Here is a 21,596-nt window from a genome sequence, read left to right on the forward strand (position 1 = left end):
GTGACTGGCATCATGGACGACCTCAGAGTGCCGCATCAGACCTCAGCCCCGGCAGAACCGCCGGAGGCTCCGGCTCCGCCGACCCCGCGCAGCGTGCGCAATATCGACGAGCGCGAGTTCCGGGCGTGGTTGTGGGTGACGACATCGCTGCTCGCGCTCGCGCTCGTCGCCGTTTCAGTGCCGCTCGCGGCGACGCTGTACGGCGTGCACCTGCTGGCGGCATTCGCCACGAGCCTCGCGCTCGCCGGGGCACTGCCGCTCGCGGTGAAGTGGCCGTGGGTCGCGGCGGGGCTCTCGGTCGTCGGCATCGTCGTCTTCGCCCTGCTCTCGGCCGGCTCCGAGGGGGCGCCGTGGCCGTGGCCGGTCACGACGATCATCAGCCAGGGAGCCCTGCTCGTCGTGCTGGGGCTGCTGCGCCTCAACTGGATCGGCGTGCTCGCGGCGTGGTTCGTGCCGGTGGCGGTCACGATGCCGTTCGCGCTCGTCGATGGCGGCGCGCTCGCGAACTGGATCACGGCCGCCGCAGTGACGTCGCTCGCGCTCGCGATCGCCCTGCTCATCGCCCAGCGCCGGCAGATCGGCGCCGAGCTCTTCCGCGAGCGCGAGCATTCGGCTGAGGAACAGCAGCGACGGGTGCTCGTCGAAGAGCGCACCCGAGTCGCGCGCGAACTGCACGACGTCGTCGCGCACGGCCTGTCGGTGATCAACGTGCAGGCGACGAGTGCGCCCTACCGCCTCACCGACCTGACCGACGACGTGCGCACCGAGTTCGCCGAGATCGCCGCGACGTCGCGCACCGCGATGACCGAGATGCGCCAGCTGCTCGGGGTGCTGCGCAGTTCGGGCTCCGCGGCTGAGACCACGCCGCAACCGGGCCTCGGCGAGCTCGGCTCGCTCGCGACATCCGTCGAACGTGCCGGCGTGCCGGTGACCCTCGAACTCGGCACGCACCTGGCGACCGACAAGCTCGTTTCGACCGCCGCCTACCGCATCGTGCAAGAAGCGCTCAGCAATGTGGTGCGCCACGCACCCGGGGCGCCCACTCACGTCTCGGTCGAGGTGCTCGCCGGCGACCTCGTGATCAGCGTCGAGAATGACCAGGCGACGGATGTCCCGGGGCCCGACGCGAAGGGCGGTGGCCACGGTCTCGTGGGCATCGACGAGCGGGCCGCCCTGCTCGGCGGGCGCGCCGAGCACGGGCCGCTGCCGGGCGGGGGCTATCGTGTTCTCGCGACGCTGCCGCTCGGCGGCGACGGGCACGACCCCCGCCACGGCCACGGAGGAAGTACGGCATGACGATCTCGGTGCTCATCGCCGACGACCAGGCGATGGTGCGCGCCGGATTCGCCGCGGTGCTCGCTGCGCACGAGGGCATCGAGGTCGTGGGGCAGGCGGCCGACGGCCTCGAAGCCGTGTCGCTCGCGCACGAGCTGCGTCCCGACGTGATCGTCATGGACGTGCGCATGCCGGGGCAGAACGGCATCGAGGCCACGCGCGCGCTGCAGACGCCGCCGCGCAGCTCCGACTACGTGCCGAAAGTGCTCATGCTCACGACCTTCGACATCGACGAGTACGTCTATGACGCGCTGCGCGCGGGGGCGAGCGGGTTCCTGCTGAAGGACGCGACGCCTGAAGAGCTCGTCACGGCGGTACGCATCGTCGCGGGCGGCGACGCGCTGCTCGCACCGAGCGTGACCCGCCGGCTCATCGAGGATTTCGCCCGGTCATCGCCGCCGCCGAAGCCGTCGGGCACCCGGCTCGCGGCACTCACCGAGCGCGAGCTCGAGGTGCTCACGCTCGTGGGCCGCGGCATGTCGAACACCGAGATCGCGGGTGCGCTGTTCATCGCCGAGCAGACCGTGAAGACGCACGTGTCGAAGATCCTGCAGAAGCTCGGGCTGCGCGACCGAGTGCACGCCGTCGTGCTCGCCTACGACACCGGACTCGTGCAACCGGGCGCCTAGGCCACGCCTCGTCGGTCGAGTAGCGACGAAGGAGCGTATCGAGACCTCGCCACCGGGTCGCCGAATTCGCCCACCAGGTCTCGATACGGCGCTGGCGCGCCTACTCGACCCTCGGCCCGCACCCGTACCGCGGTAGGGGTGCGGAACGGCTCCGCCGGGTGATGTCCCCGCCCGAACCGCGTTCCTAACCTGCCGGCATGGCTACGACACACACGCTCCAGGCCCGCCACGCGACATCCGACGGCACTCGCACCCGAGTCGCGCGCGACTCGAGCGTCGACGCGATCCGCATCGTGCTGCTCGTCGTCGTCTTCGCGCTGCACGCCATGATGTGCGGGGTCAGCGTGGGCGCCGCCGGGCCCGTGCTCGAGAACGCCCTCGAGGGGCAGGCGTGGTTCGCACCGATCAGCTGGGTGGTGCAGATCATGCCCCTGTTCTTCATCGCGGGCGGGTTCTCGAGCTTCCACCACTGGCGATCGATGCGGTCGCGCGGCGCGACGGCATCCGACTACGTGCGTGCGCGCCTCGATCGGCTCGTGCGCCCCGCGCTCGCGCTCGTGGTCGTCGTGTCCGCCGGCCTCGCCGCGCTCGCCGTCGCCGGCCTGCCGGCCGAGCTCGTCGCGACCGCGGGTTTCCGCATCGGCCAGCCGCTGTGGTTCCTCGGCGTGTACATCGCGATCTCGGCGCTCGTGCCGGTCATGGTGCGCGCCCACGAGCGCGCACGGCTGCTCACCCCGGTCGTGCTGCTGGCCGCGGTCGTCGCGGTCGACATCACCCGCCTCACGACCGGTGCCGAGCCGATCGGGTTCCTCAACCTGCTGCTCGTGTGGCTGCTGGTGCAGCAGCTCGGATTCCACCTCGCCGACGGCGGCCTCGACCGGCTCAGCCGCGGCGCGCTCTGGGGCACCGCCGGCGGCGCACTCGCCCTTCTGGTGACGCTCACCGTCGCCGGTCCGTACCCCCCCGACATGTTCGTGAACCTCAACCCGCCGACCATGACGCTCGTCGTGCTCGGCGTCGCCCAGCTCGCCTTGTTCCAGCTGGCGCGCCCGCGCATCCGTGCCTTCGTCGAGCGAGCGGATGCCTCGCGGCTCGTCGCCGCGGTCGGCGAGCGGGCCATGACCGTGTACCTGTGGCACATGCCCGTGCTCGTCGCGCTCGCAGGCCTCAGCCTCGTCGCGAACGCCACGATCGCGCTGCCGCTGCCCGGGCCGTTGAGCCTCGAGTGGTGGGTGACGCGGCCGGTGTGGCTCGTGGTCGCGGCCGCGGCGGTCGTGCCGGTCGTGCTCGTGTTCGCTCGGTTCGAGCGGGGGCGGCGCGGGGATTCCGGGCGGGCCCCGGCCGCGACATCCCCCGCCTCGACAGCAGTCGACGCGATCTGCGGCGTCGCAGGCATCGCAGTGCTGCTCGTGGCCGGCTTCGGGCCGCCGGCGCTGATCGCGATCGCGCTGCTCACCGTTGCCCTGGTCGGCAGCCGGCACCTTCACTCGTGGCGTCCGCAGCTCAGGAGATTGGGCGCCATGCTCGCTCTGAGCACACCATCGCGACCAATCTCCTGAGTTCGGACCGTCAGTGCCCGTGGCGCGACTGCTCGACGTGCTCGCCGTGCGGCACCGCCTGGCCTCCTGCGGGGGTCGCGGCGAGCGCGGGGGTCGCCAGCGCAGCCACGAGCGCGGCGCCCGCGACGAGCCCGACGAGCGACCGCCGGTCGAATCCCGCGGCAGGCGACCCCGCGGCGGGCGACCCATCGGGTCGGGCCGCCCGCGCGGGCGCGGTCGTCGTCACGCGCGCACGCCGCAGCGCGAGCGCGCAGGATGCTGCGACGACCACGAGGAACACGGATGCCGCGGCCATGGGTCCCGCCGCGACATCCGATCGCCCTGCCCAGCCGGTCGCCACCAACGCGCCCGCCCCCACGAGCGATGCGCTGCCCACGACCAGCGTCGCGGCCGGCGCGACGAGCCGCCCGGCGCGCAGCGCGAGGATGCTCCACGCCAGGGCGGCCACGCCGAAGGCCGCGGCCACGGGCCCGACGATCCCCCCGGCACCGGCGGCGACGGCCAGCAGCACGAGCCCTGCGCCGACGGCGGCGAGCATCGGCCAACTGCGGGTCGCCGCCGCCAGTGCACGCATGGCCGGCCCCTATGCCGTCGCCACGCGGCTCGACGAGCGCTCGAACCCGAGGCCGACTCCGAGCAGCACGATCGCGCTCGCGAGGTGCAGGAAGTGGTCGGGCGTGTTCAGCGCGAGGATGTTCGCCGCGGTGCCGGCGAGGAAGAACCCGACGATGCCGAGCAGCAGGTAGACCGCGCCGACGGTCGCGTTGACGGCCTTCGCCGCGCTTGCCGACATGAGGCCGGAGACGAGCAGTGCAGCGCCGATGAGGATGTGGGCGATGTTGTGCAAGGGGTTCACCTGGAACACGCCGAGCAGCAGCCCGCCCTCGGTGGCGATGAAGCCGACACCGCTCGTGACAGCGAAGCCGAGCAGGCCGACGAGTACGTAGACGGCACCGAAGACGGTCGCGACGATGCGGTTCGGAGAGTTTCGCATGGGGGTACCTCCCTGTTCAGAGCGCGGCGGTCGCGCGTCTGAACAGGGGTTCGGAGCACCCGCACGGGTGGATTGGTTGTGCGGTCTCACAGGCTGCTCGGTCGATTCCGGTCGTATGGTGGAAGGAGAGCTCGACCGTCAGTTCGGCGAGAGGAGCACACGATGAACGCGCACGAACCCGGCTCATGGGAGCAGGAGCAGAACGAGAGCCCCATCGACAACCTCGAGGGCGAGTACACCGAGTCCAACGGCCAGCCGGTTCCCGAGCGAACCGTACACGGCCAGTACACGCGCAGTGACAAGGACGGGCCCGAGGCCGACCGCGAGGGCAGCTATACCGACGCGAACGACGAGGGGCCGACGCACCCGACGAGCGAGCGCCACGGCAAGTTCGTTCGCCGCGACCAGTAGGCCCAACCCAGTTCCGTTACCGGCATGAAACGCCGATGCGGTGAGATGGTGGCATGTCCGAACCGATCACCGTCTCGATCCGCCGCGAGGTCGACCCCGCGCACATCTCCGAGGCGACCGCGTGGGTGCAGACCGGCGTGAACCTCGCGAACAAGTACCCGGGGTTCCTCGGCTCGGGGTGGGTGCGCGCGGGCGAGACCTCGCAGGTGTGGCACATGCTCTACCGCTTCGCGAGCGACGAGGCCCTCGACACCTGGGAGCGCTCGCCCGAGCGCGCCTGGTGGCTGTCGATGGGCGAGCGCTTCGTGCGGTCCGAGCGGGTGAAGCGCCGCACCGGCATCGAGGGTTGGTTCGACGACCCTGCGACGGGTTCGATCCCGGTGACGGATGCCTCGGGCGCGGCGATCTCCGACACGCTTGTGCCTGCGCCGCCGAGGTGGAAGCAGGCCGTCACGATCTGGCTCGGCTTCTTCCCGGTGAACCTGCTCTTCACCTACCTGACGTCATCCGTCCCGGGCTGGGGCGACCTGCCGATCTGGTTGCGTGTGCTCGTGACGACCCTCGTGCTCACGCCGGTGATGGTGTTCTGGGTGCTGCCGTGGGTCACCCACTGGCTGCGCCGCTGGCTGCACCCTCGCCCGTCGGTCGAGTAGCGACGGAGGAGCGTATCGAGACCACCCACGGGGTCTCGACCGGCGAGGGTGCACCCGCACCCGTCGGTCGAGTAGCGACGGAGGAGCGTATCGAGACCACCCACGGGGCCTCGGTGCGGCGCTGACGCGCCTACTCGACCGGCGTTCGGGTGCCGCGGATGCGGCGCGAGAGGGTCGCGGCGGCCTCGCGCACCCCGGCCACGGCCGACTCGCGCAGCTGCGCCGACGCGTCGTCGGGGAACGTCACCGCGATCGCAGCGGCCGGCCATCCCAGGTGGTCGACCACCGGTGCCCCGGCCGAGGCGAGCCCGACCGTGACCTCTCCGTCTTCGTCGGCCCAGCCGCGCGTGCGCACCTCGGTGAGCACGCGCTTCAGGCGGCCGTAACTCCAGTCAGGGACATCCGACTCGCCCTGCGGCTGCCGTGATTCGAACGCCGCCCGATCTGGATACAACGCGCGCAGCTGCGCGGGCGGCAGTTCGGCGAGCATCGCCCGGCCGGTCGCGGTGAGGTGCGCGGGCAGCCGCACGCCGACGTCGGTGACGAGCGACGGTCGGCGCGGGGCGCGCTCCTCGACGAGGTAGAGCACGTCGCGCCCGTGCAGCACGGCGAGGTGCCCCGACTCGCCCAGTCGGTCGACGAGCCCCGCGACGAGCGGACGCCCGAGCCTGGCCAGCGGCTGCTGCCTGCTGAACCCGCTCGAGAGCTCGAACGCGGCGATGCCGAGGCCGTAACGGCGCTCTTCGGGCAGGTGCACGACGAACCCGCGCTCCTGCATGACCGCGAGCAGGTGGTAGACCGTCGAGCGCGGCAGGTCGAGCGCGGTCGCGATCGTCGCGGCCGGCAGGGGCCCGCGCTGCGTCGCGAGGTGCGCGAGGATCGCGAGCGTCTGGTCGGCCGCGGGCACCTTCGACGGCTGCATCGCGCTCCTCATCCTTTGCCGTGGTTCGTGGGAGCAAAGTTGTCCGCTGGGCGCAATGTTCGAAGTGTGCGCCCGGCGGCCAACCTTGCTCCCACGCGATCCGGCCGTGGGCCGGGTACCCCCAGCGTACGCCGAGTCTGGGATCACAGACGGATGTCCCGGCCACGGCGTTCCCTCGCGCGTGGGCGCGGTGTGGAATCGGAGCATGAGCACCATCGCGCCTGCACCCAGCCCCGTTGCGACATCCGTCACCGTGGGCACCGGCCCCGTCTCGATCGCCGACGTCGTCGCGGTCGCCCGCCACGGGGCATCCGTCGTGCTCGACCCGGCGGCGCTCGACGGCGTCGCGGCGAGCCGCGCGATCATCGAGGCGCTGGCCGCAGACCCTGAGCCGCACTACGGCATCTCGACGGGCTTCGGCGCCCTCGCGACGACCTTCATCGCCGAGGACCGCCGGGCGCAGCTGCAGGCGAGCCTCGTGCGCTCGCACGCCGCCGGCTCGGGCGCCGAGGTCGAGACCGAGGTCGTTCGCGCGCTCATGCTGCTGCGGCTCTCGACACTCATGACCGGCCGCACCGGTGTGCGCCGCGAGACGGCCGAGACGTACGCGGCCATACTCAATGCCGGCATCACGCCCGTGGTGCGCGAGTACGGCTCGCTCGGGTGCTCGGGCGACCTCGCTCCGCTCGCGCACTGCGCGCTCGTGGCGATGGGCGAGGGCGAGGTGCGCGACGTGCGCGGCGAGGCGACGGATGCCTCGACCGCGCTTTCGGCCGCCGGCATCACCCCCCTGCGTCTCGGCGAGAAGGAGGGCCTCGCCCTCATCAACGGCACCGACGGCATGCTCGGCATGCTCGCCCTCGCGATCGACGACCTGCGCCTGCTGCTCACCACGGCCGACATCGCCGCCGCGATGAGCGTCGAGGGTCTCATGGGCACCGACGCCGTGTTCGCGGAAGACCTGCACGCGCTGCGCCCGCAGCGCGGGCAGGCGGTCTCGGCCTCGAACCTGCGGCGCCTGCTCGCAGGCTCCCCCATCGTGGCGAGCCACAAGGGCCCCGAGTGCACCCGCGTGCAAGACGCGTACTCACTGCGCTGCGCCCCGCAGGTGCACGGTGCCGCGCGCGACACGCTCGCGCACGCGACATCCGTCGCCGAGGCCGAGCTCGCGAGCGCCGTCGACAACCCGGTGCTCACCCTCGACGGACGCGTGGAGTCGAACGGCAACTTCCATGGCGCGCCGGTCGCCTTCGTGCTCGATTTCCTGGCGATCGCGGTGGCGGATGTCGCGTCGATGAGCGAGCGGCGCACCGACCGGTTCCTCGACCGCGCCCGCAATCAGGGCCTGCCGCCGTTCCTCGCCCACGAGGTCGGCGTCGACTCCGGCCTCATGATCGCCCAGTACACGGCCGCGGGCATCGTGTCGGAGCTCAAGCGCCTCGCCGTGCCCGCATCGGTCGACTCGATCCCGTCGTCGGCCATGCAGGAGGACCACGTGTCGATGGGCTGGGCGGCCGCCCGCAAGCTGCGCCGCGCGCTCGACGGGCTCACGCGCGTGCTCGCGATCGAGGTCATGACCGCCGCGCGGGGGCTCGCGCTGCGGGCACCCCTTTCGCCGGGAGCGGCGACCGGCGCGGTCGTGTCGCTCGCGGCGTCGGTCGGCGCCGTACCCGGGCCCGACCGGTTCCTCTCGCCCGAGATCGAGGCGATCACCGAGGCCGTCGCGTCGGGTGAGTTGGCCGCGCGAGCGGCGGTCGTGGCGGGGCCACTCGACTGACAGATGGTGCCGCGTCGCGGCTTCCGATGGCGCCGGCGTGGCGCCGGCGTGGCGCCGCCATGGCGCCGCCATGGCGCCGCCATGGCGCCGGCGCAGCCTGGCACCCCCAGATGGGTGTTGTGACCTCGCGATGGCGGTGTCAGACTGTGGGGAGTCGAGCGGAGACCCGACCCGTCAGGTGTGGCCGCCGATCCGAACGGAAGCTCTATGAAGTGGAACCCAGACGCCCCAGCGGGCCGTGAGTGGTTCCGAGCGCGCCGTGCCCGGCCAAGTGGGCTCATGGTCACCGCTCTCGCAGCGGTGATCGTGCTCGGGGTCGCTGGGGCTGCGCCGGCCAGCGCCGAAGAGGTACTTCCGACAGAGTCCGGCACGACCGATTCGGCGACGGTCGCCACAGAGCCGACCGACCCCGCAGAACCGACGACCGATTCCGGGTCGACGACTGAGCCGTCGACCGAGCCGACGACCGAGCCATCGCCTGAGCCGTCGCCGACCCCCGAGCCCACGCCTGAGCCCACGCCCACGCCTGAGCCCACGCCCACGCCTGAGCCGACGCCCACGCCCACGCCTGAGCCGACGCCCACACCGACGCCCGAACCGACCCCGACCCCGACCCCGACGCCCACACCGACGCCCACACCGACCCCGACCCCGACGCCCACACCGGGCACCTCCATACCGGTCGGCACACCGAGCGCCCCGGTCATCCTCGTGGGCGACGGGCCGGTCGCGCGCATCGTGTCGACGTCGACGACGGGCGCATCCTCGAATCTCGCGGCGATGACCAGGGCCCGTGCGGCTCTCGATCGCGCGGTCGCCTCGCTCCGCGACGCCGAGGCCGAACTCACGGCGGCGCGCTCGACCCGTGAGGTCACCCGTGGCATCGCCGAAGACATGCAGGCCCTCGCCGACGCTGCCCGGGTCGATGCCGACGCCGCCGCACGCGCCTATCTCGCCGCATCGAAGGGCGGCGAGGCATCGCTGAACTCGATGGAGGCGGCGTTCGGTCAGGGGCGCGATCTCCTGGCCGGCCTCAGCGGTGTCGCCCGCGTCACCCAGATCGCCGGCGACGCCGAGAAACTGCTCGAGATCACCGCCGAGCGCGACGCCGAGGCTGAGGCGGCCGAAGCGCGCGCGGTCGAGGCATGGGCCGCGGTCGACGAGATCGACATCGAGGCCCTCGAGAAGAAGGTAGACCGGGCTGAGCGGGCAGTCACCTCGGCCCGGCGGGCGCTCTCGGGACTGCAGACGCGAGTCGCGTCGGCGAGTGTGGAGTTCCTGCAGACACTCCCACAAGACTCCGGGCTCCTGAGCGACCAGGGCTGGTCGGTGCCGGTGACAGGCGACCTCACCGATGGCTTCGGCCCGCGACCGAACAAGCCGCTGCCCGGAGTGAACGAGTTCCACCGCGGCACCGACATCAGCGCCGGATGCCGCGAGCCCGTGTTCGCCGCGACAGCGGGCACGGTCGTCGAGACGGGTCCCAACGGCACCTACGGCAACTGGGTGCGCATCGACCACGGCTCGGGCATCTCCACCGGCTACGCCCACCTGATCGACGGCGGCACCGTCGTCACGCCCGGGCAGACCGTTGCGGCCGGGCAGCTCGTCGCGGCCGTCGGCTCGACGGGCGCCTCCACGGGTTGCCACCTGCACTTCGAGGTGCGTATCGACGGCACCGCGGTCGATGCGGTTCCCTTCATGGCCGCGCGCGGCGTGGCGCTCGGCTGACCACGCCCAAACCGCACGTCCGGTATCCCAGACGCGAGGCACGCGACATCCGTTGTCGGCGGCAGCGGTGTGGTGTGTGATCGGATCATGACCGACGCACCCACCGCCCCCGCACGCACCGTCCGCACCGAGCCCGGCCGAAGTGTGCGCGCCGCGCGCGGCTCCGAGCTCACCGCCAAGAGCTGGCAGACCGAGGCGCCGCTGCGCATGCTCATGAACAACCTCGACCCCGAGGTCGCCGAGCGCCCCGAAGACCTCATCGTCTATGGCGGCACGGGCAAGGCGGCCCGAAACTGGGAGGCGTTCGACGCGATCGTGCGCACCCTCGAGGGCCTCGAGGCCGACGAGACCCTGCTCGTTCAGTCGGGCAAGCCCGTCGGCGTGTTCCGCACGCACGAGTGGGCGCCGCGCGTGCTCATCGCCAACTCGAACCTCGTCGGCGACTGGGCGACGTGGCCCGAGTTCCGCCGGCTCGAGCAGCAGGGCCTCACGATGTACGGCCAGATGACGGCGGGCTCGTGGATCTACATCGGCACGCAGGGAATCCTGCAGGGCACCTACGAGACCTTCGGGGCGATCGCCCGCGCGTCGTTCGATGGCACGCTCGCCGGCACGCTGACGCTCACGGGCGGCTGCGGCGGCATGGGCGGCGCGCAGCCGCTCGCCGTCACGATGAACGAGGGCGTCGTGCTCATCGTCGACGTCGACGCGACCCGACTGCAGCGGCGCGTCGACCACGGGTACCTCGATGAGATGACCGACGACCTCGACGACGCGACCGCCCGCGTGCTCGCGGCGAAGCAGTCGCGCACCCCGCTCAGCGTCGGCCTCGTCGGCAACGCGGCGACCGTGTTCCCCGAGCTGCTGGCGCGCGGCGTCGCGATCGACATCGTGACCGACCAGACCAGTGCGCACGACCCGCTCTCGTACCTGCCCGAGGGCGTCACGGTCGACGAGTGGCACGAGCTCGCGGCATCCGATCCCGAGGGTTTCACCGATCGCGCCCGCGCATCGATGGCCAAGCAGGTGCAGGCGATGGCCGACTTCCAGGACGCCGGCGCCGAGGTGTTCGACTACGGCAACTCGATCCGCGCCGAGGCCGAGCTCGGGGGCTTGGCGCACGACCGCGCGTTCGCGTTCCCGGGCTTCGTGCCCGCGTACATCCGCCCGCTCTTCGCCGAGGGCAAGGGCCCGTTCCGGTGGGCGGCGCTGTCGGGCGACCCGGCCGACATCGCGGCGACCGACCGCGCGATCCTCGAGTTGTTCCCCGACGACGAGCACCTGCGCCGCTGGATCACCCAGGCCGGCGAGAAGGTGCATTTCGAGGGGCTGCCCGCGCGCATCTGCTGGCTCGGCTACAAAGAGCGCCACCTCGCGGGGCTGAAGTTCAACGAGATGGTCGCCACAGGCGAGCTCAGCGCCCCTGTCGTGATCGGGCGCGACCACCTCGACTCGGGCAGTGTCGCGAGCCCGTACCGTGAGACCGAGGCGATGGCCGACGGCTCCGACGCGATCGCCGACTGGCCGCTGCTCAACGCCCTGCTGAACACTGCGTCGGGTGCGACCTGGGTGTCGATCCACCACGGCGGCGGCGTCGGCATCGGCCGCTCGATCCACGCGGGCCAGGTGATCGTGGCCGACGGCACCGATCTCGCGGCCGAGAAGATCGCGCGCGTGCTCGTGAACGACCCGGGCACCGGCGTCATGCGGCACGTCGACGCGGGCTACGAGCGTGCGGTCGAGGTCGCTCGCGAGCGGGGCCTGCGCGTGCCGATGATGGAGTAGGCGCGACGCCCCGCGACCACCACCCCGATCGAGTGGGCGGATATCGGCCTTCTAGTCGCCGATGAAGCACCATCTCTGCCCACTCGATTCACTCGACTACGATCGGCGACGCCATGTCACGGATGCGAGGGATCATGAGCCTGCTACTGACGAACATCGGAGAGCTCGTCACGAACGACCCGGCCGAAGGCCGCGACGACGGCCCGCTCGGCATCATCCGCGACGCCGCCGTGCTCGTGGAGGACGGAGTCGTCACCTGGGTCGGCAGCACCGCCGACGCTGCCAGTCGAGTGGGCGATCTTGGCGGCTCGGATGCCACGGAAACCGCCGACTTCGCCCACTCGGCGATGAGCGTCGTCGATGCCGGCGGCCGCGCCGTGATTCCGGGATTCGTCGATTCGCACACGCACCTCGTCTTCGGTGGCGACCGGGCCGATGAGTTCGCCGCACGCATGGCGGGTCAGCGATATGCCGCGGGCGGCATTCGTTCGACCGTCGCCGCGACTCGGGCCGCCACCGATGACGAGCTGCGGGCCCGCCTCGCCGGGTTCGTCGCCGAACTGCACGCCCAGGGCACCACGACGTTCGAGATCAAGTCAGGCTACGGACTGAGCGTCGCCGACGAGGCGCGTCTCGTGCGGCTCGCCGGTGAAGTCACTGACGAGGTGACCTTTCTGGGCGCCCACGTCGTGCCGTTCGAGTTCCGCGAGGACCCTGCGCTCGGCGACGGCGCCGCCGACGTCTACGTCGATCTCGTGGTCGGCGAGATGCTCGCCGCATGCGCCCCGCACTCCCGCTGGGTCGATGCCTTCTGCGAGCGCGGCGCGTTCACGGCCGAGCAATCACGACGCGTGCTCGAAGCAGGCGCCGCCGCGGGGCTCGGCGTGCGGGTGCACGGCAACCAGCTCGGCCCCGGTGAGGGCGTGCGGCTCGCGGTCGATCTCGACGCGGCATCCGTCGACCACTGCACCTATTTGAGCGATGACGATGTCGCGGCACTCGCGGCATCGAACACCGTGGCCACCCTGCTGCCGGGCGTAGAGTTCTCGACTCGCCAGCCGTACCCCGATGCGCGTCGGCTCATCGACGCCGGGGTCACCGTCGCACTCGCGAGCGACTGCAACCCGGGGTCGAGCTTCACGAGCTCGATGCCGTTCTGCATTGCCGTGGCCGTGCGCGACATGGGCATGACCCCGGCCGAGGCGGTGTGGGCCTCGACGGCGGGCGGCGCAGCGGCGCTTCGGCGAACGGATGTCGGCGCGATCCGCCCGGGAGCCCGCGCCGACCTGGTGCTGCTCGATGCGCCGAGCCACGTGCACCTCGCGTATCGGCCGGGTGTGCCGCTCGTGGCTTCCGTGTGGAAGGACGGGGCACTCGTCGCGTAGCCGCCCGGGGCCCGGCCTCGCCGTCAGTCGTCGTCGCTGCGGCGCAATCGCCGGCGGGCCGACAACAGCGTGATCTCGGGACGCTCGGCGACGAGTCGCTCGGCACCGTCGAGCGCGTCGGTCACCCGTTCGGCGTGCGCCGCGACGACACCCACGCCGACACGTGAGCGCCGGTGCAGGTCGTGATCGCTCACCTCGGCCACGCTCGCCTCGGTCGTGCGCCGCAGGTCGGCCAGCAGCGGTCGCAGCACGGCCCGCTTCTCCTTCAGCGAGTGCACATCGCCGAGCAACAGGTCGAACTCGATCCAGCCGATCCACATCGGGCGAACCCTCAGCCCTCGGGCACGACAGGAGCGCCCCGCCGCACCTCGATCGCGCCCATCCCCGTGAACCGGATCCAGGCGCGATCCTCGGACTCGACGAGCGTCATGAGCACCCGGCCGCACGAGCCGCATCGCACGACCGTGCCGGCGCCGCTCGGGTAGACCATCGCCCGCGCGAGCTCGGCGATCGAACCGCAGCCCTCGCACTTCGCGACCGCCATGGTCACGTCGAAGGCGAAGAACTCCGCCAGTGGCCCCGCGAGCGCGTTGCCGTCGAGATGCTGCATCACGTGCCTCCGTATCGCTCGGTGCGGATCGACCGCGCATCGTGCCCGGCGTCGACGAGCCAGCCGGCGACGCGTTCGACGAATCCCGTCGAACCGCACACGTAGACGAGCGGATACTGCACCGCGGGCAGCACCGCGTCCTCGAGCCGCTCGCGGGTGATGCGCCCAGGTGGGTGCGGCCAGCCTTCGGGCGCGCGGCGCGTGTAGACCAGATCGAGGCGAAGCGGGGCGGATGTCCCGGCCAGGGCCTCGAGCTCGCGGGCGAAGTACACGTCGTCGGGCGTTCGAACCGAGTAGAGCAACCGGAACGGCGTCTCGTCGCCGGCGTCTGCGCGTGCGCTCGCGATCGCGTAGAGCGGCACGACGCCCGAGCCGCCCGCGATGAGTTGCACGGGGCGCGGGTCGGCCCCCGGCCGCCACACGAAGAACGCGCCGAGTGGGCCGTGCACCTCGAGCCTGTCACCCGCTCGCACCTCGTCGACGAGGAACGGCGACACCTCGCCGTCGGGCAGCCTGTCGACGGCGAGCACCACGCGTGACGCGTCGCCCGACGACGCGATCGAGTACGAGCGGGTGGCCGTGTACCCGTCGGGGGCGGTGAGCCGCACGTCGAGGTGCTGCCCCGGCGCGTTGCCGGGCCATCCGTCGACCTCGATCTCGAGGCGAGCCGCATTCGGCGTCTCGCGGTTCGCGGCAGTGACCGTGCCGACGTGCCATCCGGCACGGGGCACCGTGGTGGCGGGCGGCGCCGTGCCGACGGCGTCGCTCACCAATATCGCTCTTCCTTCCACGGGTCGCCGTGGATGTGGTAGCCGTTCTGCTCCCAGAACCCGGGTTCATCGCTCGACATCATCTCGAGCCCGCGCAGCCACTTCGCGCTCTTCCAGAAGTAGAGGTGCGGCACGAGCAGACGCGCGGGCCCGCCGTGCTCGGCCTCGAGCGGTTCGCCGTCGAACTCGAACGCCACCCACGCCTTGCCGTCGAGCAGTTCGTCGAGCGGCACGTTCGTCGTGTAGCCGCCATAGCTGTGCGCCATGACGTAGTCGAGCTCGGTCTCGACGTGATCGAAGATGGTGTCGAGCGAGACGCCGCGCCAGCTCGTGCCGAGCTTCGACCAGTGCGTGACGCAGTGGATGTCGGTCGAGACCTCGTCGATGTCGAGCGCCATGAACTCGTCCCAGTTCCACGACTGCGAGCCCGTCTCGGTGCGGATGGTGAACTCCCAGTCTGCGGTATCGATGTCGGGGGTCGGCCCCGCCGAGAGCACCGGAAAGTCGTGCACGAGCGTCTGCCCGGGCGGGAGCCGGTCGTCGCGCTCACGACTGCGCCCGCTGAATCCTCGGGTGATGAATGACATGGGGCTCCTCGGGGCGTCGTGGCTATCTGGGCGTGTCGAACCAGGAGTCCACTGGCTCAGCCTCGACCGCGTCTCGCCAGCTCTCGACGTCGAAGCGGAACTCCGCGACCGCGCAGGTCGGCATGTGCTCGATGGTGCTGTCGGAAAGCGAATACGCGAGGTCTGAGAGGCCGGGGTCGTGCGCGACGATCATCACTGTGCCGACGGTGTCGTCGACCTCGCCGGCGATGTCGAGGATCGTCTCGGGCGACGCCCCGTACAGGCGTTCGTCGAGTTCGACGTGCTCGTGCACAAGCCCCATCGCCCGGGCCATGAGCTGCGCGGTGCTGCGCGCTCGCACGGCCGTGCTCGATCGGATGAGGTCGGGCACCGTACCGCGCTCGGCGAGCCGGTGGCCCATCAGCGGCGCGTTGCGCAGCCCACGCTCGTTGAGCGGGCGCTCATGGTCGTCGAGGCCGGGCTCGTCCCAGCTCGACTTCGCGTGACGCACGAGTACGAGCGTCTTCATGGTGCCGAGTCTGCCACCGTGCGCAAGATCGCGCGAGGGCCGCCTGTGCGATGCGTCAGGCTCGTGCGCGCAGTCCGGCCGCGAACTCGAGCACGCACAGCGCCGCGAGCCGAACGGTGCGCCCGTCGGTGGCGTCGGCGGTCGCGTCGATCTCGACCAGGTCGGCGCTGCGCACCCGCGCGTCCGACGCCGCGGCACGCACGAGCGCCCGCAGCTCCCACGCCGCGAGGCCGCCCGGCACCGAGGCGGGGCATCCCGGCGCGACCGAACGGTCGCACGCGTCGACATCGACGTCGAGGTGCACCGGCCCGCCGGCGGCGCCGGCGATCTCGATCGCCTCGGCCATGACGCCGGCGAGGTCGCGGCCGTGCAGTTCGTCGCGGTGGATCACTGTGATGCCGAGGTCGGCGGCGCGTCGCGCGTACGCGGCCGAGTTGGCGAAGTCGGCAATGCCGATCTGCACGATGCGGCGCGGGTCGAGCCCTGCCTCGACGAGCCGGCGCACGGGCGATCCGTTGCTCACGCCGTCGCGCAGGTCGTAGTGCGCGTCGATCGTCACGAGTCCGGCAGTCGCGAGGTCGCCGCCCCATGCCCCGAGCGCGGTCGCGACGGTCACCGAGTTGTCGCCGCCGAGGGCGATCAGCGCCGTGGCCAGGTCGAGCGCCGACGACACTGCGGCGATCGTGCGCGCCTCACCCTCGGGCCCGTCGGGTTCGTCGATGTCACCGGCGTCGGCGACGCGCAGCTCGCCCAGATCGATCGGGTCGGATGCCCCGGCGCCGATGCCGCGGTCGACGGCGGGGCGCCGATCGGGCATCAGTGCGGGGCTGTACCTCAACAGGGCCGTCCGGATCGCCGCGGGAGTCGCGTGCGCGTTGGTCGGCGAGAGCGACGTGCGCCACGCCGGCACGCCGAGGATCGCGAGATCGACGGCGGCCCCGGGCTCGAGTTCATTGAGCGGCGGCCAGCCGCCCGCGCGTGGCCAGAGGGGATCGTGCGAGAGCGTCGACATGCCTCGAAGCTAGCAATGCGGGATGCCCGGCGGCGAGGCATCCGTCACCGAACGCGTCTGCGATCCCGGACACGGTGGAAGCCGGCGCGGCGGGCGGGCCGCGCGAATCAGGAACCCGTCGCGTGCCAGGGACGCGGGTCAGTGCGCACCAGGCCGAAGAGATCGACATCGTGGTTGCGCCCGTCGTTGAAGAACGCGCCCCGAACCCGACCCTCGTACACGAATCCGCACTTCTCGGCGATCCGCGTGCTCGCCGCATTCCCAGGGACGATCACGAGCTGGATGCGATGCTTCTTCTTCGCGCCGAAGAGGTAGTCGACGAGCAGCTGCACCGCCTCGGTCGTGTATCCGCGGCCCGAGTACGCGTCGTCGTACAGCTGGTAGCTGAGCTCGAACGCGTCCCAGTAGCCGACCGGCGGAAAGAACTCGATGTGGCCGACCAGCTGCCCTTCGGCATTGCGAATCAGCAGGGTGCCCTCCTCCTTCTCCCAGAATCCGGTCTGCGCGAACCGCGACTTCAAGGTCGACTCCGACAGCACGCCGAGCGGGAAGTAGGCGCCGCGATTGCGAATGTTGACGTGCGCCGCATAGAACGCCGGCAGATCCACCTCGCGCACCGGGGCGAGCACCACTCGATCGCCGGTCAGCATCGTGCCACCCCGCACCGCCGCTGGATCATGCCGGCAGCGTACTCTCGTTGCGCGCGGCCCGACAGGTCAGCGGCCCGACGGGTTCGCGCAGACGTCGAGCGCGGTTCAACCCGGCAGCGCAGCGAGCAGCTCACGCTCGCGCGCGGCGCTGAGCCCGGCGCCGCGCTCGCGGTCGAGCCCCTCGCCGCGTTCCCACTGCAGCACTTCGGCGAGCAGCTGCTCGAGCGGTCGCAGGCGCAGTCCTGCGGCGACGGCCGCCACGTTCGAACGATTCTGGAACGCGTTCCACTCGGGGTCGATGATCCAGAGCGGCAGTGGCTCGGGCCCCGACCACTCGGCGACACCCTGCGATTCGAGCCAGTCGGGCGAGACTGCGACGACCTCGCCCCGGTGCCCGCCGACCTCACGCGACGCCTCGAGCCAGTCACCGAATGTCACCCGATCACCGACCGCGTTGAACGCGCCGGTCACTCGCTGCTCGACCGAGTCGAGCGCGAAGCGCACGAGGTCATCGATATGGATTGCCTGCACGGGTGTGGCGAGAATGTCGGGCACGAGCATCGGTTCGTCGTCGCGCGCTGCCCGGGCCACCCAGTAGCCACCGCGACCCGATGCATCGCCGGGGCCGGCGATGAGCCCCGGCCGGATCACGAGCAGCCGGTCACCGAGCGCCTCGCGATAGGCGAGCTCGATCGCCGACTTCGCCTCGCCGTACGTCTCGGGCGTCGACTCGTCGGCCTCGAGCGGCGCCATCAGTGCGGCCGACTCATCGGTGCCCGGCTCGTTCTGCACCGCATACACGTTGCCCGAGGAGATGAACGTCCAATGTGCGGCGTGCGCACCGAGTTCGGCCACGGCGCGACGTGCGAACCCGGGCTGGCGGGTCACGTCGATGACGGCACCCCACTCGTGGCGCGCGACCTCGTCGTACGCTCCGGGCTGCGAGCGATCGGCACGCACGAGCACCGCCCCGTCGGCGATCGGGCCGGCCTCGCCACGGGCGAGGGCCGTCACCCGGTGCCCCCGAGCAATGGCCTCTTGCGCGAGCCGACGACCGAGCCACTGAGTTCCACCGAGGATGAGCACGTCCATCCCGCCATCACAGCATGATCGGATGCCGCGGGCGCGGGTGTTCTCGTAGCGCGAACGGCCGCGGGGGGACTCGAGCCGCGAGCAAGGGATACGGCGTTTGGGGACCCCGGGCGGTTCGGAATACCCCAGTGGGGTATATGGTTCAGAATGGCGAGAGGGAGGACGATCGATGAATATGAAGCGCGACACCAACGACATGCACGCGGGGCACGACGCCCAAGCGGCCGACGGGCACGAGGTGCACGCCGATCACGAGATACACGCGGGGCACGAGGTGCACGCCGATCACGAGATGCACGCGGGGCACGAGGTGCACGCCGATCACGAGGCGCACGCCGATCACGACACGCACGCCGGGCACGACACGCACGCGGACCACGCGGGCCACGACATGAGCGGGCACGCCGGCCACGACATGAACGCCGGCCACGACATGAGCGGGCACGCCGGCCACGACATGAACGCGGACCACGCCGGCCACGACATGAGCGGCCACGCCGGCCATGGCGATCACGTGGGCCAGTTCCGACGCCTGTTCTGGATCATGCTCGTCATCGCCATCCCGACGATCATCTTCAGCCCGATGTTCGCCGACATCATTGGCTACTCGCTGCCCGACAACGCGTTGATCCCGTGGATCTCGCCCGTACTCGGCACGGTGCTGTACTTCTGGGGCGGCCGCCCGTTCCTCACCGGCGCCTGGTCGGAGCTCAAGGCCCGCAAGCCCGGCATGATGCTGCTCATCGGCCTCGCCATCACGGTGGCGTACTTCGCGTCGCTCGGCGCGACCCTCGGCCTGCTCGACCACCACCTCGACTTCTGGTGGGAGCTCGCGCTCCTGATCGTCATCATGCTGCTCGGCCACTGGATCGAGATGCGCTCCATCGCCGCGACCTCGTCGGCGCTCGACGCCCTCGCGGCCCTGCTCCCCGACGAGGCCGAACGGGTCACCGACGGCGCCGACGGCACGCCTCGCACCGAGACCGTCTCGCCGGCCGACCTCGCGCTCGGCGACATCGTGATCGTCCGGCCGGGCGCACGGGTTCCCGCCGACGGCAAGGTCGTCGACGGCACGGCCGCGATGGACGAGTCGATGATCACGGGCGAGTCGACGACCGTGAGCCGCGGCCCCGGTGGCCACGTGGTCGCGGGCACCGTCGCCACCGACACCGCGATCCGGGTGCAGGTCGACGCGATCGGCGACGACACGGCGCTCGCGGGCATCCAGCGCCTGGTCGCTCAGGCGCAGGCCTCGAGCTCTCGCGCGCAGCGCCTCGCCGACCGCGCTGCGGGCTGGCTGTTCTGGTTCGCGCTCGCCGCCGCCGTCACCACGGCGATCGTCTGGACGCTGCTCGGCAACCCCGACGATGCCGTGGTGCGCACGATCACCGTGCTCGTCATCGCCTGCCCGCACGCGCTGGGCCTGGCCATTCCACTGGTTGTGTCGATCGCGACCGAGCGCGCGGCGCGCGGTGGCGTGCTCATCACCGACCGCCTCGCCCTCGAGACGATGCGCACGGTCGGCGCGGTGCTGTTCGACAAGACCGGAACGCTCACGAAGGGCGAGCCGGCGGTGACCGATGCCGCGTCCGCTCCAGGCTTCGATCTCGACGGCGTCATCGCGATCGCGGCCGCGGTCGAGCGCGATTCGGAGCATCCGCTCGCCCGTGCCATCGTCGCGCACGCCGAGGCGAAGGCACTCGAGATCCCGGCGGTCACCGACTTCGCGGCTGCACCCGGCCTCGGCGTCACCGCGATCGTCGCCGGCGTGCCCGTTCACGTCGGCGGGCCGTCGCTGCTCGCGGGCCGCGGCGCCGACCCACTGCCGCAATCCGTCGCCTGGGCAGACGCCGGTGCCACGGTGCTGCACGTGATCGTCGGGCATGAGGTGGCAGGCGCCATCGCGCTCGCCGACGAGGTGCGACCCGAATCGAAGCAGGCCGTCGAGGCGCTGCACGCCATCGGGGTGCAGGTCGTCATGATCACCGGTGACGCCGAACCCGTCGCCCGCACGGTCGCCGCACAGCTCGGCATCGACCGGGTCTTCGCCGGGGTGCGCCCCGAAGACAAGGCCGCGAAGGTGCAGGAGCTGCAGGCCGAGGGCCTGTCGGTGGCCATGGTCGGCGACGGCGTGAACGATGCCCCCGCGCTCGCGCAGGCCGATGTCGGCATCGCCATCGGCGCGGGCACCGATGTCGCGATCGCGTCGGCGGGCGTCATCCTCGCGTCATCCGACCCGCGGTCGGTGCTCTCGGTCATCGAGCTGTCGCGCGCGAGCTACCGCAAGATGAAGCAGAACCTGTGGTGGGCCGCGGGCTACAACCTCATCTCGGTACCGCTCGCCGCGGGTGTGCTCGCGCTGATCGGGTTCGTGCTTCCGATGTCGGTCGGCGCGATCCTCATGTCGCTCTCGACGATCATCGTCGCCGCGAACGCGCAGCTGCTGCGCCGGCTCGACCTGCGGCCCGAGGCGTCGACGCGCGACGTGCTCGAGCGGGCGCGCTGAGCGCCGCCCGCGACATCCGCGCGGCTGCCGTACACGGCTGAGGAGATTGGGCCCCATCCCGCGCTCACAGCGGCGATCGGGCCCATTCTCCTGAGTTGCGGATGTCCTGCGGCGACCACCATGCCAGCATGGATCGAGGAGACTTCCCGACCGATGTCGATCGGGCCCATCCCCGTTCGACGTCGAAGTGAGGCGGGCACTCGCGCCCGCTCCCGAACAAGGAGAGAACGACCATGAAGTACATGTTGATCATGCGGGCGACCGACGAGGCGACCGCGGCATACGAGGAGATGGACTTCAACGAGATCATCGCCGCGATGGGCGCCTACAACGAGTCGCTCATGAAGGCGGGCGTGCTGCTCGCGGGCGAGGGGCTCACCGACGCGGCGGAGGGCTTCGTCGTCGACTTCGACTCGACGCCGCCAGTGGTCACCGACGGTCCCTACGCCGAGGCGAAGGAGCTGTTCAACGGCTTCTGGATCATCCAGGTCTCGAGCAAGGAGGAGGCCGCCGAGTGGGCCAAGCGCTGCCCGCTCGGCCCCGGAACGCGCCTCGAGGTGCGTCGCGTCACCGAGCTCGAGGACTTCCCGCAGGACAACGAGTGGATCCAGAAGGAGGCCGGCTGGCGCGAGGAGCTCGAGCACAAGGCGGGCACGAACGGCTGACCGCCCGGCTCCCAG

At 71.4% G+C, this 21,596-nt stretch carries 22 protein-coding genes; 11 read left to right on the forward strand and 11 right to left on the reverse strand.

Features of this window, described 5'->3' with window-relative positions; translation table 11 throughout:
* Positions 1 to 12: 12 nt before the first annotated feature.
* The 3 genes from ABD164_RS00375 to ABD164_RS00385 all read left to right on the forward strand — a co-directional run bounded on the left by ABD164_RS00375 (position 13) and on the right by ABD164_RS00385 (position 3,523).
* On the forward strand, positions 13 to 1,296 hold the full coding sequence (locus ABD164_RS00375) for a sensor histidine kinase (protein WP_344292266.1): 1,284 nt from the start codon (positions 13 to 15) through the stop codon (positions 1,294 to 1,296).
* Positions 1,293 to 1,964 (forward strand): response regulator, encoded by a 672-nt coding sequence (locus ABD164_RS00380; RefSeq protein ID WP_344292268.1) that lies wholly within the window; start codon positions 1,293 to 1,295, stop codon positions 1,962 to 1,964. Before ABD164_RS00375 ends, ABD164_RS00380 begins: the two co-directional genes overlap by 4 nt.
* Before the next feature lie 197 nt (positions 1,965 to 2,161).
* The gene (locus tag ABD164_RS00385) at positions 2,162 to 3,523 is read left to right on the forward strand and encodes an acyltransferase family protein (RefSeq protein ID WP_344292270.1); all 1,362 of its coding nucleotides are present in this window, start codon (positions 2,162 to 2,164) and stop codon (positions 3,521 to 3,523) included.
* Positions 3,524 to 3,533: 10 nt separating this feature from the next.
* Here ABD164_RS00385 and ABD164_RS00390 read toward each other — a convergent pair whose 3' ends face one another.
* The gene (locus ABD164_RS00390) at positions 3,534 to 4,097 is read right to left on the reverse strand and encodes a hypothetical protein (RefSeq protein WP_344292272.1); all 564 of its coding nucleotides are present in this window, start codon (positions 4,095 to 4,097) and stop codon (positions 3,534 to 3,536) included.
* Positions 4,098 to 4,106: 9 nt separating this feature from the next.
* Positions 4,107 to 4,517, reverse strand: a complete 411-nt coding sequence (locus ABD164_RS00395) for a DUF4383 domain-containing protein (RefSeq protein ID WP_344292274.1) — start codon at positions 4,515 to 4,517, stop codon at positions 4,107 to 4,109.
* A gap of 162 nt (positions 4,518 to 4,679) precedes the next feature.
* Between ABD164_RS00395 and ABD164_RS00400 the strand changes: the two genes are divergently transcribed.
* Positions 4,680 to 4,928, forward strand: a complete 249-nt coding sequence (locus ABD164_RS00400; RefSeq protein WP_344292276.1) for a hypothetical protein — start codon at positions 4,680 to 4,682, stop codon at positions 4,926 to 4,928.
* Positions 4,929 to 4,981: 53 nt separating this feature from the next.
* Positions 4,982 to 5,581, forward strand: coding sequence for an antibiotic biosynthesis monooxygenase (locus ABD164_RS00405; RefSeq protein ID WP_344292277.1), 600 nt, complete (start codon positions 4,982 to 4,984; stop codon positions 5,579 to 5,581).
* 130 nt (positions 5,582 to 5,711) lie between these two features.
* On the opposite strand, the gene ABD164_RS00410 is transcribed toward ABD164_RS00405, so the two are convergent.
* Positions 5,712 to 6,503, reverse strand: coding sequence for an IclR family transcriptional regulator (locus tag ABD164_RS00410; RefSeq protein WP_344292279.1), 792 nt, complete (start codon positions 6,501 to 6,503; stop codon positions 5,712 to 5,714).
* Between the two features lie 205 nt (positions 6,504 to 6,708).
* Here ABD164_RS00410 and hutH point away from each other — a divergent pair, with 205 nt between their 5' ends.
* The 4 genes from hutH (at position 6,709) to hutI (ending at position 13,181) form a co-directional block, all read left to right on the forward strand.
* A complete protein-coding gene (gene hutH / locus ABD164_RS00415) occupies positions 6,709 to 8,280 on the forward strand; it encodes a histidine ammonia-lyase (RefSeq protein WP_344292280.1) in 1,572 nt (523 codons plus the stop codon).
* 279 nt (positions 8,281 to 8,559) lie between these two features.
* Positions 8,560 to 10,011 carry a M23 family metallopeptidase gene (locus ABD164_RS00420; RefSeq protein WP_344292282.1) on the forward strand — a complete coding sequence of 484 codons (1,452 nt, stop codon included), beginning with the start codon at positions 8,560 to 8,562 and terminating at the stop codon, positions 10,009 to 10,011.
* An 87-nt stretch (positions 10,012 to 10,098) separates the two neighbouring features.
* Positions 10,099 to 11,796 (forward strand): urocanate hydratase, encoded by a 1,698-nt coding sequence (gene hutU / locus ABD164_RS00425; RefSeq protein WP_344292284.1) that lies wholly within the window; start codon positions 10,099 to 10,101, stop codon positions 11,794 to 11,796.
* Positions 11,797 to 11,930: 134 nt separating this feature from the next.
* Entirely contained in the window at positions 11,931 to 13,181 is a 1,251-nt protein-coding gene (hutI, locus tag ABD164_RS00430) for an imidazolonepropionase (RefSeq protein ID WP_344292286.1), read from the forward strand.
* 23 nt (positions 13,182 to 13,204) lie between these two features.
* Here hutI and ABD164_RS00435 read toward each other — a convergent pair whose 3' ends face one another.
* The 8 genes from ABD164_RS00435 to ABD164_RS00470 form a co-directional block, all read right to left on the reverse strand.
* Positions 13,205 to 13,501 (reverse strand): DUF503 domain-containing protein, encoded by a 297-nt coding sequence (locus tag ABD164_RS00435; RefSeq protein ID WP_344292288.1) that lies wholly within the window; start codon positions 13,499 to 13,501, stop codon positions 13,205 to 13,207.
* Positions 13,502 to 13,512: 11 nt separating this feature from the next.
* Complete coding sequence (locus tag ABD164_RS00440; RefSeq protein ID WP_344292290.1) at positions 13,513 to 13,791, reverse strand: DUF6510 family protein; 279 nt, start codon at positions 13,789 to 13,791, stop codon at positions 13,513 to 13,515.
* Positions 13,791 to 14,561, reverse strand: a complete 771-nt coding sequence (locus ABD164_RS00445) for a ferredoxin reductase (RefSeq protein WP_344292291.1) — start codon at positions 14,559 to 14,561, stop codon at positions 13,791 to 13,793. The genes ABD164_RS00440 and ABD164_RS00445 overlap by 1 nt, the downstream gene beginning before the upstream one ends.
* Positions 14,558 to 15,148 (reverse strand): sulfite oxidase-like oxidoreductase, encoded by a 591-nt coding sequence (locus tag ABD164_RS00450; protein ID WP_344292293.1) that lies wholly within the window; start codon positions 15,146 to 15,148, stop codon positions 14,558 to 14,560. Before ABD164_RS00450 ends, ABD164_RS00445 begins: the two co-directional genes overlap by 4 nt.
* 22 nt (positions 15,149 to 15,170) lie before the next feature.
* Positions 15,171 to 15,656 (reverse strand): SixA phosphatase family protein, encoded by a 486-nt coding sequence (locus ABD164_RS00455; protein ID WP_344292295.1) that lies wholly within the window; start codon positions 15,654 to 15,656, stop codon positions 15,171 to 15,173.
* Positions 15,657 to 15,711: 55 nt separating this feature from the next.
* On the reverse strand, positions 15,712 to 16,668 hold the full coding sequence (locus ABD164_RS00460; RefSeq protein WP_344292297.1) for an arginase family protein: 957 nt from the start codon (positions 16,666 to 16,668) through the stop codon (positions 15,712 to 15,714).
* Between the two features lie 107 nt (positions 16,669 to 16,775).
* Positions 16,776 to 17,318 (reverse strand): GNAT family N-acetyltransferase, encoded by a 543-nt coding sequence (locus ABD164_RS00465; RefSeq protein WP_344292299.1) that lies wholly within the window; start codon positions 17,316 to 17,318, stop codon positions 16,776 to 16,778.
* A gap of 105 nt (positions 17,319 to 17,423) precedes the next feature.
* Positions 17,424 to 18,410, reverse strand: a complete 987-nt coding sequence (locus ABD164_RS00470) for a Rossmann-fold NAD(P)-binding domain-containing protein (protein ID WP_344292301.1) — start codon at positions 18,408 to 18,410, stop codon at positions 17,424 to 17,426.
* A 292-nt stretch (positions 18,411 to 18,702) separates the two neighbouring features.
* Between ABD164_RS00470 and ABD164_RS00475 the strand changes: the two genes are divergently transcribed.
* On the forward strand, positions 18,703 to 20,916 hold the full coding sequence (locus tag ABD164_RS00475) for a heavy metal translocating P-type ATPase (RefSeq protein WP_425545893.1): 2,214 nt from the start codon (positions 18,703 to 18,705) through the stop codon (positions 20,914 to 20,916).
* A gap of 233 nt (positions 20,917 to 21,149) precedes the next feature.
* Positions 21,150 to 21,581: a YciI family protein gene (locus ABD164_RS00480; protein ID WP_344292304.1), complete on the forward strand. Its 432-nt coding sequence runs from the start codon at positions 21,150 to 21,152 to the stop codon at positions 21,579 to 21,581.
* Positions 21,582 to 21,596 lie beyond the last annotated feature (15 nt).

Origin of the sequence: Agromyces neolithicus (assembly GCF_039529735.1) — a bacterium.
Classification (GTDB): domain Bacteria; phylum Actinomycetota; class Actinomycetes; order Actinomycetales; family Microbacteriaceae; genus Agromyces; species Agromyces neolithicus.

Bases quoted from the DNA above. Each gene is read 5' to 3' on its own strand.
- ABD164_RS00375 (WP_344292266.1), top strand. From the start codon at position 13: ATGGACGACCTCAGAGTGCCGCATCAGACCTCAGCCCCGGCAGAACCG.
- ABD164_RS00380 (WP_344292268.1), top strand. From the start codon at position 1,293: ATGACGATCTCGGTGCTCATCGCCGACGACCAGGCGATGGTGCGCGCC.
- ABD164_RS00385 (WP_344292270.1), top strand. From the start codon at position 2,162: ATGGCTACGACACACACGCTCCAGGCCCGCCACGCGACATCCGACGGC.
- ABD164_RS00390 (WP_344292272.1), bottom strand. From the start codon at position 4,097: ATGCGTGCACTGGCGGCGGCGACCCGCAGTTGGCCGATGCTCGCCGCC.
- ABD164_RS00395 (WP_344292274.1), bottom strand. From the start codon at position 4,517: ATGCGAAACTCTCCGAACCGCATCGTCGCGACCGTCTTCGGTGCCGTC.
- ABD164_RS00400 (WP_344292276.1), top strand. From the start codon at position 4,680: ATGAACGCGCACGAACCCGGCTCATGGGAGCAGGAGCAGAACGAGAGC.
- ABD164_RS00405 (WP_344292277.1), top strand. From the start codon at position 4,982: ATGTCCGAACCGATCACCGTCTCGATCCGCCGCGAGGTCGACCCCGCG.
- ABD164_RS00410 (WP_344292279.1), bottom strand. From the start codon at position 6,503: ATGCAGCCGTCGAAGGTGCCCGCGGCCGACCAGACGCTCGCGATCCTC.
- hutH (WP_344292280.1), top strand. From the start codon at position 6,709: ATGAGCACCATCGCGCCTGCACCCAGCCCCGTTGCGACATCCGTCACC.
- ABD164_RS00420 (WP_344292282.1), top strand. From the start codon at position 8,560: ATGGTCACCGCTCTCGCAGCGGTGATCGTGCTCGGGGTCGCTGGGGCT.
- hutU (WP_344292284.1), top strand. From the start codon at position 10,099: ATGACCGACGCACCCACCGCCCCCGCACGCACCGTCCGCACCGAGCCC.
- hutI (WP_344292286.1), top strand. From the start codon at position 11,931: ATGAGCCTGCTACTGACGAACATCGGAGAGCTCGTCACGAACGACCCG.
- ABD164_RS00435 (WP_344292288.1), bottom strand. From the start codon at position 13,501: ATGTGGATCGGCTGGATCGAGTTCGACCTGTTGCTCGGCGATGTGCAC.
- ABD164_RS00440 (WP_344292290.1), bottom strand. From the start codon at position 13,791: ATGCAGCATCTCGACGGCAACGCGCTCGCGGGGCCACTGGCGGAGTTC.
- ABD164_RS00450 (WP_344292293.1), bottom strand. From the start codon at position 15,148: ATGTCATTCATCACCCGAGGATTCAGCGGGCGCAGTCGTGAGCGCGAC.
- ABD164_RS00455 (WP_344292295.1), bottom strand. From the start codon at position 15,656: ATGAAGACGCTCGTACTCGTGCGTCACGCGAAGTCGAGCTGGGACGAG.
- ABD164_RS00460 (WP_344292297.1), bottom strand. From the start codon at position 16,668: ATGTCGACGCTCTCGCACGATCCCCTCTGGCCACGCGCGGGCGGCTGG.
- ABD164_RS00465 (WP_344292299.1), bottom strand. From the start codon at position 17,318: ATGCTGACCGGCGATCGAGTGGTGCTCGCCCCGGTGCGCGAGGTGGAT.
- ABD164_RS00470 (WP_344292301.1), bottom strand. From the start codon at position 18,410: ATGGACGTGCTCATCCTCGGTGGAACTCAGTGGCTCGGTCGTCGGCTC.
- ABD164_RS00475 (WP_425545893.1), top strand. From the start codon at position 18,703: ATGCACGCGGGGCACGAGGTGCACGCCGATCACGAGGCGCACGCCGAT.
- ABD164_RS00480 (WP_344292304.1), top strand. From the start codon at position 21,150: ATGAAGTACATGTTGATCATGCGGGCGACCGACGAGGCGACCGCGGCA.